This window comes from Pyramidobacter sp. CG50-2 (assembly GCF_003612005.1).
Lineage (GTDB): Bacteria > Synergistota > Synergistia > Synergistales > Dethiosulfovibrionaceae > Pyramidobacter.
In genome coordinates this window covers 34,409-47,447 of record NZ_RAWT01000010.1, presented here as the reverse complement: position 1 = coordinate 47,447, position 13,039 = coordinate 34,409, and the positions used below count along the sequence as shown (strand labels likewise).

Below are 13,039 nucleotides of genomic sequence, written 5' to 3'. Positions count from 1 at the left end.
TCAAGAGATTTTGATACTGACTCCCGACAGGAAACGGCAAATGGATGACTCCGCCCCCGAGGGATTCCAGTCGTTCTGAGCAAGCCCGACCGCGGCGCGCTTCGCGCAACTCGCTTCGTGGAGCTCCCTCGGAGGGCTTGGAGAACATTCGTCGTTTGAGTAAGGAATTGGCATGAAGCAGCAGCAACTTCCACGGCAGGAGTCTCTGTCCCCGCAAGGAGACTCGGGCTCCTTTTTTGCGATCGCGCGTGATGGAAAGGAATGAATCATGTCCAAGTGTGAAGAGCTCTTTTGTGTCAAAAGCGGCGAAACGAAAAAGCTGACCCCCGATTGGTACATTCTGAACGACGCGGCAGCCAGTGCCGTGCCTGGATTGCTGAGGGGACGCACGGTACGCTTTCCGGAGCGAGTCAAAGTGTTTATCGATCACGACACGCCCTGCGGCTCGGTGGAGGCGGCCGCGCTTCAAAAAGAACTGATCGCCTGTGCGGAGAATATAGGCTGCGAATTGATGAACGGCGCCGGCATCTCCTACCAGATCATGCTTGACCGTTTTGTCGCAGAGGGACAGGTTGTCGCATCGTGTTCTCCTCATGCTCCTATTTTTGGCGCGGCGAACGCGCTGGGGCTGTACTTGTCGCCTGAGCAGATGGCGGATGCTCTGGTCTCTGGCGAAACGGAATTCATCGCGCCTGAGGCGGTCTCCGTGGAGATCACGGCCCTGCCGCAGTTCCCCCTCGGCGCGAAAGATCTTGCTCTGATGCTTGTGGACAAGGCGGGGACGTCTCTGAAAGACAAGGCCGTCGAATTTTGCGGCGCCGGGGCGGCGAAAATGCCGCGGCATGACCGCATCACGCTTTGTCAGATGGTAAAAGACACGGGAGCCACGGCGGCGTTCTTCGATGTCGAAAGAGCTTCGGCGGATTTCAGACTCGAGACTGATGCGCTGGTCCCTTTGGTGGCCGGTCCTGATACAGTTTCGCGAGTGAGGCCTTTGGCTCATGCCGATCAGGTCGCTGTCAACGAGGTCTTTATCGGCGGCTGTTCCGGGGGACGCATCGAGGACCTGCGCGCCGCCGCTGAGGTGCTGCGCGGCAGACAGGTGCCGCTGCACGTGAGGCTGATGGTGGCACCGGCCACTTCCGAAGCTTTTCTTCAGGCCGCGGAGGAAGGACTCATCGATGTGTTCTTCGATGCCGGAGCAATCATGATGGGGCAGGGATGCAGCGTGTGCTGGGGGCGTCATCAGGGCTTTATTGGCGAAAACGAAGTGCTGGTGTCTTCCGGGTCGCGCTGTAGCCGCGGCGTGGCAGGCCCCCAGAGTTCAAAGGTGTATGTTTGTTCTCCCGTGACCGCGGCGCGCTGTGCGCTGGCGGGAAAAATCTGCGAAGAACGGGAGGTCCGTCCATGATCCGTAAATTTTCCGGTCGTATCTGGAAACTGCGCGATGACGTTGATACCGATATCATTATGCCTACGCAGTACCTTTCGTTCCCCACGGTGGAGGAAATGAAACCCTACGCTTTCGAGCCACTCCGTCCCGAGCTGGCGGCACAGCTTCGCCCCGGAGACATCCTCGTAGGAGGTAGAAACTTTGGCTGCGGCTCTTCGCGCGAACAAGCCGCAGCCGTACTAAAGGCTTTTGGCATCAGCTGTATTATCGCGAAGTCCTTCGCGCGCATTTTCTTCCGCAATTCCATCAACAACGGCATGCTGCTGATCGAGAGCGATCTTTACGATCACTGCGAGGAAGGCGACAAGGTCACGGTGGAGCTCAACAAGGCCGTCACATGCCGGGGTAAGGAATACGCGATTCCCAAAGTGCCCGAAGACCTGATGAAGATTCTGGATGACGGCGGCCTGGTGAAGAGCATGAAAAGACTGAACGGCGTGGAACGTTAGGAGGAATCCATCGTGGGACATACGCTGGCTGAAAAGATCCTGATGCGCAATACCGGTGCGGAGAACGTACAGCCCGGAGACATCGTTATCACCAGACCGGACAAAGTCGCTTTTCTCGATATCTATTTCCCCTTTGTCTATAAGCAGTTCAAGGAAATGGGCTTTAAAAAGCTGGCCGATCCCGATCGCGTGCTGATCATTGAAGACCACGAGATCCCTACCAGTCTGCGCGAAGATCCATGGTCGCTGACGTTCTCGCACAAATTCGCGGAAGAATTCGGCGTGAAGAATCATCTTGTCGGCAAGGGCATCGGGCACCAGCTGATGGCGGAAATGCGTTTTGCTAAACCGGGGTCAGTGATCTACGTCACCGATTCGCATACGACGACTTATGGCGCCGTGGGGAGTTTTGCCACCGGGATCGGCTACACGGAAATGGCCGCTGTTCTCGGCACCGGTAAAATGTGGGTGCGCGTGCCTGCGGCGATCAAAATCCAGATCGACGGCGCGCTTCCCAAGGGAGTTTACTCCAAAGACATCATTCTGCAAGTGTTGGGTGATCTGACAGCAAGCGGCGGCACCTATAAATCCCTGGAGTTTTGCGGGACTACGGTCGATTCGTTGAGCGTCGACGCCCGTTTGACCATGTCGAACATGGCGGTGGAATGCGGCGGCAAAGTCGGTTTGTTTGCTCCCGACGCAAAAACGTGCGAATACAGCTCGGTTGAGCAAGAAAGCGTCGCGTGGCTGCAGTTTGACGACGATGCCAGGTATGAGCGCGGACTCCATTACGATGCGGCCACGTTAGTGCCGAATCTTTCCTGTCCGCAGTACGTTGACAACGTTCATCCGGTTAGCGAAAAGGAAGGGCTTGAAGTCAACCAGATCTTTCTTGGCTCCTGCACGAACGGACGCCTCGAGGATCTTGCCGTTGCCGCGCAGATCCTCGAGGGACATCACGTGCCGGCGCGCGTTAAATTCATTGTTACGCCAGCCTCCGTCGCCATCTATCGGCAGGCGGTCAAGTTGGGCTACATCCAGACGCTGGTGCGTGCCGGTGCGATCGTCACACAGCCGTTTTGTTCCCTTTGTCAGGGACGTGGCAGCGGTTTGCTGAGCGACGGCGAAGTCGTACTTGGTTCCCATAACCGCAATTTCCTTGGCCGCATGGGCTCCGCCAAGTCATTGATCTTCCTCGGCTCACCGGCTACAGTCGCCGCTTCGGCGTTGCGCGGGAAGATTACCGATCCTCGGGAAGTGCTCGAGTAACCATGGCGCCCTCCGCAGGGCGGCGAAAATCAGCCGAAAACACGTTGCGATAGATCGATGGACCTTCCTTGACACGCGGGGAAGGTCCGCTTTTTGTTGATGGAGGGATGGCTTCAAACGTACTATTGGCTTTTCATTCCGATTTTAGCGTCATTGGGAATCGGGCTCGAGGAAAAAACTCGTTGTTCCTTTTGTCTTTTGCGCGCGCCATATCCTTCTCTTGAGGGCGAAAAAATAAATTCTACTATTGAGAATTGTTAAAAAATAAATTGTCGACACCCTGCAAGATGCGATGATAACGGAAAGTTCACTCGGTAAAATCTTAAAATAAATTATTATCGGCAAATTGCCGGGGCTGGAATTATTAAAATAATAAGGTAGAATGAAGATAGAAAAGATACGGAGGGGCGTCAGGATGGAGGATGAGGGGTTGCGTCATGTTTCGCAAAACCGATCGACACGCAAGACAAAGGTATGTAACGTATCTTCACGTGCTTTATGCCGCTGGTCTTACGATAGTTTTTATTATCTCGCATCGTTCCTCATTGAAAATGATGACCGCGCCCATGGCCGAGCAAACAGCATGACGCACGTTACGGAGGAAATTTTTCTTTGCAAAAACACAGGGGAGGATAAAAATGCCTGTTGACATGCGGCTTTTCAAGGATCTGATCCAGCGTTACGAGTGGCCGAAAGCGATAGCGGTCACGGGCGCTCTGGGATCCGGAAAAACTGAATGGGTCCTCAATCTCGCTCTGGGCTTGAAGACGACTGAGGAAAAAGTAACGATTGCCGACGCTGACATCATCAATCCATACTTCTGCATCCGACAGGTCGTCAATGCGCTGGAGAAGAAGGGGTTTACGGTCTTGACCGCGCCGGGGCAGGCGAAATGGGCAGATATGCCGGTCGTCAGCGCGGAGGTCGACTGGGCTTTGTCGTCTCCCGGCAAGCTGATGATCGACATCGGCGGGGACGCCGAGGGGGCGCTGGCGCTGAAGCAGTTTCAGAAGCGCATCATTCAGGCGGGGTACCTGCTTGTGCTCGTCGTGAACGCTTTTCGTCCTCAGACGTGCACCGTGGAGAAGATTGAATTGATGTGCCGCCGCATGGAGGAAATCTGCGGACTGAAGGTCGGCGCTTTGATCAGCAATTCGCATTTGATGAACGAAACGACGGTGGAAACGGTAACGGAAGGATATCAACTTGTTCAAAACGCCGCGCGGCGCATGGGACTGCCCCTGCTGTATGTGGGAACGTCGCCGGAACTCTACGAGGACACCGTGAAAGCGCTGGCCGGGGAACGTGTCCCTGTCTGGCCTGTTTCCAGATATATGCTTCTTCCCTGGGAACCCGGCGCGATCTGGGCAACCGGCTTTCCCGCACGGCATCATGCCGGCCGTATCTTCCGGGAAAAAGGACAGTCTCCCTTTCAGAATTTGGGGAGGGGAATTCCGCCGGAAAATTTCTGACACCGAATTTCGATTAAAAGTCATCGTTGAAAATGCCGCGCCTTCGCGCGCCCGCGCCGAAAAAAACATGCGTCGCACGATTTTGCGCAGTTTTCGACGCGCTTTGACGCGAAGCGGGGCTTTGAGGGCGGCGCCATAAAAAAGGCGAAAGACGCTCGCCTTTGTGGCGAAAACTAAGCATGACGCGGTTCGCGAACGATTTTTTTCAGGGCAGCAATGATTTTAAAGGGGGTTGTATAAATGGCAAAGGGGAGAATCACGGTAGCAGAGGAGTACTGCAAGAGCTGCGGGCTATGCGTTGACGCATGTCCGAAGAAAGTCCTCCGCATCTCGGATCACCTGAACGTCAAGGGGTACCGTCCTGTGGAGCAGTACAAAGAAGGTTGCATCGGTTGCGCGTTGTGCGCTATGACATGTCCTGACGCGGTCATTGAAGTTTTCCGCGAGAACGCATAACTAAGGGGGTTTTATCATGGCGAAAGTTCTTATGAAGGGCGCCGAAGCCCTTGCACAGGCCGCGATCAGCGGGGGATGCCGGTACTTCTTCGGTTATCCTATTACGCCTCAGAACGAAGTTCCCGAATATATGGCGGCACACCTTCCCGAAGTGGGCGGCGTTTATGTTCAGGGTGAGAGCGAAGTCGCCTCGATCAACATGGTGCTTGGGGCGGCATCCACGGGAGCGCAGATCATGACCTCGTCATCCAGCCCCGGGATTTCGCTGATGTCCGAGGGACTGAGCTACATTGCCGCCAATGAATATCCCTGCGTCGTCATGAACGTGGTGCGCGGCGGTCCGGGGCTGGGCGGCATTCTGCCCTCGCAGTGCGACTACAGTCAGGCCACCCGCGGCGGCGGCAACGGCGATTATCATCTGTTCGTGCTGGCGCCGAGCAACCTCCAGGAGGCGGTCGATCTGATCCAGCGTTCCTGGGATTATGCATTCAAGTATATGAATCCTGTCATGATCCTGGCGGACGGTTTCATGGGACAGATGATGGAACCGGTAGAGATCAAGGAACGCACCGCAGAACGCGGCGACTGGCAGAAATGGGCCGTGGGCTGTTTCAGAGAGCGCGGAAACAAGCGCACCTTGTTCCACAGCCTGTATCTCGCCGCGGGGCCTCTTGAAGAGCACAACAAAGATCTGCAGAAAAAATACGAGTTGATGAAGCAGGATGCGATGGCCGAGGATTACATGGTCGATGATGCCGAGGTGATCATCACGGCTTTCGGGACCACGGCGCGCATCGCCAAAACGGCGATCATGCACCTCCGTGCCGAGGGCAAAAAAGTGGGACTGATCCGCCCGATCACGGTCTATCCCTTCCCGGCGGACCACTTCAAAAATTTGCCGGCCACGGTGAGGCACATTCTCGATGTGGAAATGAACTGTGGACAGATGATCGACGACGTGAAACTTGCCACGGAATGCCGCTATCCGGTGACGTTTTACGGCCGTTGCGGCGGTTTCGCTCCTTCCGTTGAAGAAGTGGAAAACGCGTGCAGAAAGCTTTTTGCCTAGGGGGGAAACAGAATGTCTGAAGTCAAAGTCTACTCGAGACCTGAAACATGGATGAAAGGCGTTCATACTCACTATTGTCCCGGCTGTGGCCATGGCATCGCTCACCGCATGATCTGCGAAGCCATTGACGAGCTTGGCATCCAGGGCGATGCGATCAGCATGTCGCCCGTCGGCTGCGCGGCGATGATGTACGACTACATAAACATCGACTTCATCGAAGCGGCTCATGGCCGGGCGCCGGCGACGGCGACCGGCATCAAGAGAGTTCTGCCCGATAAGGTCGTTTTTACCTACCAGGGCGACGGAGACCTTGCCTCCATCGGTATGGCAGAAATCATCCACGCCGCCAATCGCGGCGAGAAGATTTGCGTCTTCTTTATCAACAACGCCATTTACGGTATGACGGGCGGCCAGATGGCCCCCACGACTTTGATCGGGCAGAAGGCCACCACGTGTCCTCAGGGGCGCGACGCCGAGCTGACCGGATATCCCATCCGCATGTGCGAATTGTTGACGTCTCTGGAGACGCCTGCGTATATCGAGCGGGTTTCTCTGGCGAAACCCTACATCGCCAAAGCCAAGAAAGCGATTAAAAAGGCCTTCCAGAACCAGATCGACAGGAAAGGCTTCAGCTTCGTGGAGATTCTCTCGACGTGTCCTACGAACTGGGGGCTTTCGCCTCTTGACGCCTTCGACTGGCAGATGAAGAACATGATCCCCTATTATCCCCTTGGCGTGTTCAAGGACTTTGAATAGGAGGAAGGAAAATGGCTGGATTTTACAAAGAATTGATCGCGGCCGGTTTTGGCGGGCAGGGAGTCATGATGCTGGGGCAGCTTGTCGCCTATGCCGGTATGGACGAGGGGCGCAACGTATCCTGGATCCCTTCCTACGGTCCCGAGATGCGCGGCGGCACCGCGAATTGCAGCACCGTTGTCAGCGAAGAGCCTGTGGGTTCGCCGATCATCAACAAGTGCGATGTCTGCGTGGTGTTCAATCAGCCGTCGCTGGCCAAATTCGAGAGCTCGCCCCGAGCGGGAGGCGTTCTGGTTTATAACAGCGATCTCGTGAAATACGAAAATCCGCGTCAGGATATCACGGTGATTCCCGTTCCCGCCGAGAAGCTCGCGGCCGAGTGCGGCAGCCCCAAGACGGCGAATATCGTCCTGCTGGGCGCGGCCGTCGCCGCCTCCGGGATCATTAGCCGCGAGTCTGCGAAACATGTCGTGGAAGAAAAGCTTGGCAAGAAAAAGCCGCAGTTCTTGCCGATGAATCTCAAGGCTCTGCAGTGCGGTTTCGAGCAGGCGGACAAAGCCTGACAAGATGAGGTAGGTCATCGCAGCTCCATCTCGGAGTAAAAAAGCGCCTCCAGCCTGTAAAATTCGCTGGAGGCGCTTTTTTTGTCCATCGGCAGGAAACGATCCGAACGAAAGCCGGCGTCGCCCCAAGTCCAAAAAAACGTCTTGAAACGACGCGTTCAGATGAGGTATCATTTTATGGTCCTGCCGTTTTCTGCGACGCTGCGCGGGGACGCTGTACCTCTGCCGGGGCAGGACGGTTTTTTGAAGGCGCGCGCTGAAAAAGCCGTTCGCTTTTTCGGCGGAGGTCGGACGAAGGTGAAGCGCCAATCGAAGTGAGGATTCTGGCGGACAATCGCCGGATGAGTCGACTATCCAGGAGAGCGTGTGATGACGACGAGAAAAATTCTACTGCTGCGCCACGGCCAGACCGACTGGAACGCGCAGATGCGCTTTCAGGGGCGCATGGACATCCCCTTGAATGAACTGGGCATACGGCAGGCGACAATGGCTGCGGAGCGGATCGCCGAATGGGCTCCCGAGGAAATTTATGTCAGCCCTTTAAAAAGGGCTGTGGCGACGGCTGCGATCGCCGCAGACTGCGAGCGGAGCGCCCTTCATGTCATGGATGATCTGCGCGAAATCGGCTTTGGCGATTGGGAAGGTCAAAGCGTCTCGTCGCTGCGGAAACACGGCGACGATTATTCGCGTTGGGCGGCGCATCCGTTCTCCGTGAAAATCCCTCATGCGGAATCGGCCGACGAGATCAAAATCCGTGTCAGAAGGGTCCTTGCCGCCTTGCGGAAAACGCGGGGACAACGTATTTTGGTGGTCTCGCACGGCGGAACTTTGCGGGCTTTTCTGTCCGAAGCTCTGAATCTCTCGCTGGAGGCGGTCTGGAAAAACTTCCGCATGAATAATTGCGCTTTGACCGGGCTTGAGGACACGGGAGAAAAATTTGTCCTCTGTTTTTATAACGACACGCTCCACAGCGCCGTTTCGTCGCAGGGAGCTTCACGGAAATCGCTGCCGGTGCCATTTTAATCCGTTCTTTTTCAATGAGAAGACCGCGGCGGCGCTGAAAAGGGCCGCCTGCTTCTTATGCCGAAAACTGGCATGAACGAGCAAAAAGCCTCAAGAACTGGTAAAATAGATAAAAATTCAACTGTGGGAGGACGAAATGGGCGAAGCAAGCGAACTTCACTGGGAAAAAGAAAAAAAACTCTGGCTTGCGATGTCCTCCGGAGACGAGGAGGCGCGAGAGCAGCTCATCCTCGCCTATCGTCCGCTGGTGTATTGGGTCGCTAAAAAGTTCAGGGTAAACGGGCAGCGCTTTTCCGACCTTGTGCAGGAGGGGACTCTGGCGTTGATACGCGCCGTCGATAAATTCGACGTGAACTTGGGGCACCGTTTTACAACCTATGCCTGCTACCGAATCAGAGGGCAGATGCTCAATTTTCTCCAGAGAGTGGAGGCGAAAGCCCCGATCCCCGTCGACATCGAGTGCGAGGACGGCGATGAAACGGCGGAATTTCGAGAAGTCGAGGAGATCATCATGCTGCGGGAGGGCCTTCTTCAGCTTCCCGAACGCGAAGCGCACATTTTGCGCGAGCTGGTGGTCGAATGCAGAAACGCCCGCGAGCTGGCGGAAGAAATGAGCCTTGACGTCAGCCACGTCTATCGTTTGAAGAAAAAGGCGCTGGCGCAATTGAAAGAATGGTTTTCTCGGGAATGTGCAACTTCTGGAGCGGCGGCAGGGATAATAAGATGATTCCGTTGTCTCACAAGGAGGAAAAATGCTCGATAAGCAATACAGCCGAGTGATTCGTTGGATCCGGCGCGCTCAGACCATGAGCGCCGACGGGAATTTTTCCGATGCCATACTCGATGTTGAATGCGCTCGTGCTGAGCTGGATGACGCCCGGCAGGAGCTTTTGTTATGCCATCAGAGCGGAAATGCGCGCCGCTCCGTCCGTACCTCCGTGATGATTTTGCCGGCGGCTTTCGCGGCCATATTGTTCCTGGCGCGCCCTCTGCACGTGACCGAGTCCGAAACGCCGATCGCCGTGTCGCAAATGCGGCGGGCGGATGCAGGCGGGGTGCGGGGAGATTTTTCGGTGTCGCAATCGCTGAGAACGGAAATGAGCCGTTATAATGGCCGGCCGACGTCAGAGGGAAAAAGGACTGCGGAGCCCATGCGAAGCAGCGCGCCGCCGGCGCAAACCGGCAACTCTCTCCAAGCCGCGGGGAACAGGTCGCTGACAGACACCGGGATGTCCGGCGCCGAAGCGAGGACGGCTGCCCGTCCCCGGCCGGCCGCGTCAAAGCTTTCCGACGCCGATATGTACCGTCTTGTGGAGGTTGGCCGGAAAGCGCTGTATAAAAGCAATAACTCAGTTGTGCTCGAGTTCCATTAATTTGAGGGTCATGGAGGGAATACAGTTGGTTCGTTCTTTGAAAAAATTATTCGCAATGTGCTTCGTTTTGCTCGCCGTCGGCAGCGCCGCTTGTGCCCAAACGGTTTCTGCCCTGAGGGTCGAAGGAAACAACGAAGTTGTCGCTTCTCATATCTTGCGGGCGGTGAAGACCAAGGTCGGCGATGAGCTGAATCAGCAGCAGGTCATGGACGATATCCAGGCGATTTACGACCAGGGCTTTTTCTCCTACGTCGACGCGAAAGTCGCCGCGGACGCGAACGGGGAGCTTGTTCTCACCTTTGTAGTCACCGAGAACCCGACCATCAAGGAGATTCGTTTCCGAGGCAACACGATCTACAAAGAAGACAAATTGAAGAAAATGCTCTTCACGCAGCCCGGCATGATCTTCAACCGCGTTTTTTTCAGGAACGACATCCAGCGCCTCAGAGAACGCTTTCAGGCCGACGGCTACGTCATGACCCGCGTGCAGGACGTGCAGGTGGAAGACGGCGTGGTCACCGTGCTGATCGTCGAGCCGCGCATCAACGACATCGTCATCCAGGGCAACCGGCGCACCAAGACCTACGTCATCCGCCGCAATATCCCCTTGAAAAACGGGGACCTCTTCAACTCGACGCTCCTGCGCCATTCCATCACAAAGCTGCGCAACCTCGGCTTCTTCGAGGATGTCAACGTCGGTTTTGAACCGGTCGAAGACAGCGACAACGTCGACGTGATTGTCACCGTCAAGGAGAAGCGAAGCGCCAGCTTGATCTTCTCGGTCAGCTACGGGTCGAGCAGCGGACTGGGCGGCGGCGCTTCCTACCGCGAAAGCAATCTCGGCGGCCGGGCCAGGATTTTCGAAATCGGCTTCGATCAGGGCGACTATAAAAATTACTGGCTGTCGCTGTCCGACCCTTACATGGACAAGAAGACGTTTTCTTGGAAGCTCGGCGCCTACAAGCGTGAAGACGACGATCTGACCTATCGTTACAACGGCAAAATTGGCGGTGTTCGTCAGCGCTTCAACGCTTTCGAGTATGAGGAGGATCGAACGGGGTTCTATGCCGGTATCGGTCGTAAATTTGGCGGCAGCGAGATGTTCAGTTGGTACTTGACGGCTGACTGGCATAAAAGCAAGATCAATTACAGCGGGACTGCGGGTGGGTTGAGTGACGCCCAGAGCCGCTATTGGTTCGGTCGCGTTGTCGACGAGGACTCGCTCAACAGCAAGGTCTTTTCAACGACGCTTGAACTGACTCGCAACAACGTCGACAAATATCTGAGTTACCCCAAGGGCGACCGCGAGACGATCGGCGTCGAACACGCCTGGGAAGCTCTCGGCGGCGAATGGGATTACACCAAATACTGGGCCGAAGCCGTCGCCTACGTGCCTATCAAGGGGTTGGAGGACTACATCGATCTCGGACAGACCGAGGACCGGCCGATCATCCTCGCCCTGCGCGTGCGCGCCGGTTTCTCCGACGGAGCCATCCCGCTTTCCGAGCGCTACTCGCTGGGCGGCGCCAACAGCCTGCGCGGTTATGAAAGCGGCGACTTCAAGGGACACGAGATGTTCCTCGGCAACGTCGAGCTGCGCATCCCCATCGACGAAAACTTCTCGATCGTCGCTTTCTACGACATCGGAAATGCGTGGAGCAAAACGGAAGGCGAAGGCTTTAGCTTTGATGATCTGGAAGATTCTCCCGGCGTCGGCGTCAGAGTGAAGACGCCGCTCGGCAATATCCGCGTCGACGTGGCCAAAGGAGATGAGACGCAGTTCCACTTCGGCTTTGGCGAGATGTTCTAAAACTCGAGCCCGGAATAACATGAAAATAAGCTGCTGCAGAAGGAGGGAGGCCGAAAGGAATGTTTCAGAGGAAACACGTTCCCGCGATCGTTGCCGAATGTTTTTGGCGCATTCTTCCGGCAGCAGCTCTTTTTCTCGGCGTCATTCCCGCGCAAAGCCGGGCGATGCCCGCGCTGCCGCTGCGCTGCGATGCTCCGGCATGGCTCAAAAGTTCGATCCAGGGAAGCATGAGCGCCGTCTGGCGCGAACTGCAAGGCAGCCGGCTCTCGCGTCAGGCGGCGGTGGAGGCGTTGGCCCTCGTGGGGAGCCGCCTCTTTCCGGGTTTTAAGGTTTCGCTTGTCAATCAGAAGTTCGTCTCGATGGAGCCGCCGCGCAGATGGAACTGGCGCCTTTCCCTGCAAATGTCGGAAGGGAGCGCCCGTCTGCCGGAGCCCTGTTCCGCCTGGATGAAGAACGATATCGAACGCGCCGTGCCTCCGCTTCGGGAAATCGTGGAGAACGTGCCGCCGGAGGCCCTGCGCTGGAGCGCGGAGAGCTTTCAGAGCCAGATCGATAAAATCATCGACGAATATATTCCGGGATGGCGCTGCTCGGTGCGCGTTCACGCCGAGGATCTGGAGGCTCTGCTCGATCTGAAGCTTTACCTTCGGCCGCCCTTGTTGCTCGCCTTTTCTCCGGAGACGCTGTCGGCTTCGCTTCCGCAGTTGCTGACGGACCGGATGAGCGACAAGACGCTCGAGTATCTTTCGCCGCTGACGGGGCTGCCGCTCGGCTGGATCAGTTTCCACCTCGCGGAGATGGAGCGGTGGCTCGGGGAGAAACAGCTGCAGAACAAATGGCTGAGAATGCTGCGGGCTTCGTCGGTGAACGACATTGCCGTCAAACCCATCACGAAAGTGACGACTCACATCGAAAGCACGACTTATTCGTTTCGCGGCTGGTTTTCCGTGCATGCCGGAGGTCCCGCGAGGCTGGAAGCCGGGCTTCATTTGGGCAGGTATTTCCCGTTGGGCCCGAAAATTCCGGCGGAAGCTTACGCCGAGATCGTCATGGGACTTGAGCATTGGCATGTTGACGGCAGAGCGGGGCTGCGTTTCTCGCCGTTGGAATTCATGTGGCTGGGACTGGAAGGTAGTACGGAAGATTCGTCTCCGCTCTGGTATCGCCTGTGGCTCGGGCGCGACCGCCCCGGTCTCTATGGCTGGCTGAGATACAGCGACGATGACGATTTGGAAGCGGCCATCGGCTACCGTCTGAACCGTTATGTCGCGTTCGAACTGTATTACGATAACCGGCAGGACGATCGCGTCAGCCTTCGCGCGTTCAGCAACCTTTGAGGGATAATT

Annotated in this window: 13 protein-coding genes; all 13 read left to right on the top strand. The window is 56.4% G+C overall.

Annotation, left to right across the window (positions count from 1 at the left end):
- Positions 1-268: 268 nt before the first annotated feature.
- The 13 genes from D7D26_RS03610 (at position 269) to D7D26_RS03550 (ending at position 13,030) form a co-directional block, all read left to right on the top strand.
- Positions 269-1,411, top strand: coding sequence for an aconitase family protein (locus D7D26_RS03610; protein WP_120372060.1), 1,143 nt, complete (start codon positions 269-271; stop codon positions 1,409-1,411).
- Positions 1,408-1,902: a LeuD/DmdB family oxidoreductase small subunit gene (locus D7D26_RS03605; protein ID WP_199674678.1), complete on the top strand. Its 495-nt coding sequence runs from the start codon at positions 1,408-1,410 to the stop codon at positions 1,900-1,902. The genes D7D26_RS03610 and D7D26_RS03605 overlap by 4 nt, the downstream gene beginning before the upstream one ends.
- 12 nt (positions 1,903-1,914) lie before the next feature.
- Positions 1,915-3,171: a 3-isopropylmalate dehydratase large subunit gene (locus D7D26_RS03600; RefSeq protein ID WP_120372059.1), complete on the top strand. Its 1,257-nt coding sequence runs from the start codon at positions 1,915-1,917 to the stop codon at positions 3,169-3,171.
- A gap of 638 nt (positions 3,172-3,809) precedes the next feature.
- On the top strand, positions 3,810-4,643 hold the full coding sequence (locus D7D26_RS03595) for a hypothetical protein (protein WP_120372058.1): 834 nt from the start codon (positions 3,810-3,812) through the stop codon (positions 4,641-4,643).
- Between the two features lie 240 nt (positions 4,644-4,883).
- The gene (locus tag D7D26_RS03590; protein ID WP_040550366.1) at positions 4,884-5,099 is read left to right on the top strand and encodes a 4Fe-4S dicluster domain-containing protein; all 216 of its coding nucleotides are present in this window, start codon (positions 4,884-4,886) and stop codon (positions 5,097-5,099) included.
- Positions 5,100-5,115: 16 nt separating this feature from the next.
- Entirely contained in the window at positions 5,116-6,168 is a 1,053-nt protein-coding gene (gene vorB, locus D7D26_RS03585) for a 3-methyl-2-oxobutanoate dehydrogenase subunit VorB (protein WP_120372057.1), read from the top strand.
- 12 nt (positions 6,169-6,180) lie between these two features.
- A complete protein-coding gene (locus tag D7D26_RS03580) occupies positions 6,181-6,924 on the top strand; it encodes a thiamine pyrophosphate-dependent enzyme (protein ID WP_009164321.1) in 744 nt (247 codons plus the stop codon).
- 11 nt (positions 6,925-6,935) lie between these two features.
- Positions 6,936-7,487, top strand: coding sequence for a 2-oxoacid:acceptor oxidoreductase family protein (locus tag D7D26_RS03575; RefSeq protein ID WP_009164320.1), 552 nt, complete (start codon positions 6,936-6,938; stop codon positions 7,485-7,487).
- 369 nt (positions 7,488-7,856) lie between these two features.
- Positions 7,857-8,510, top strand: coding sequence for a histidine phosphatase family protein (locus D7D26_RS03570; RefSeq protein ID WP_120372056.1), 654 nt, complete (start codon positions 7,857-7,859; stop codon positions 8,508-8,510).
- 136 nt (positions 8,511-8,646) lie between these two features.
- On the top strand, positions 8,647-9,237 hold the full coding sequence (locus tag D7D26_RS03565) for a sigma-70 family RNA polymerase sigma factor (protein ID WP_078016581.1): 591 nt from the start codon (positions 8,647-8,649) through the stop codon (positions 9,235-9,237).
- Between the two features lie 25 nt (positions 9,238-9,262).
- A complete protein-coding gene (locus D7D26_RS03560; RefSeq protein WP_078016580.1) occupies positions 9,263-9,883 on the top strand; it encodes a hypothetical protein in 621 nt (206 codons plus the stop codon).
- A 55-nt stretch (positions 9,884-9,938) separates the two neighbouring features.
- Positions 9,939-11,693 (top strand): BamA/OMP85 family outer membrane protein, encoded by a 1,755-nt coding sequence (locus D7D26_RS03555; RefSeq protein ID WP_233543452.1) that lies wholly within the window; start codon positions 9,939-9,941, stop codon positions 11,691-11,693.
- 59 nt (positions 11,694-11,752) lie between these two features.
- Positions 11,753-13,030 carry a hypothetical protein gene (locus tag D7D26_RS03550; protein ID WP_120372054.1) on the top strand — a complete coding sequence of 426 codons (1,278 nt, stop codon included), beginning with the start codon at positions 11,753-11,755 and terminating at the stop codon, positions 13,028-13,030.
- Positions 13,031-13,039 lie beyond the last annotated feature (9 nt).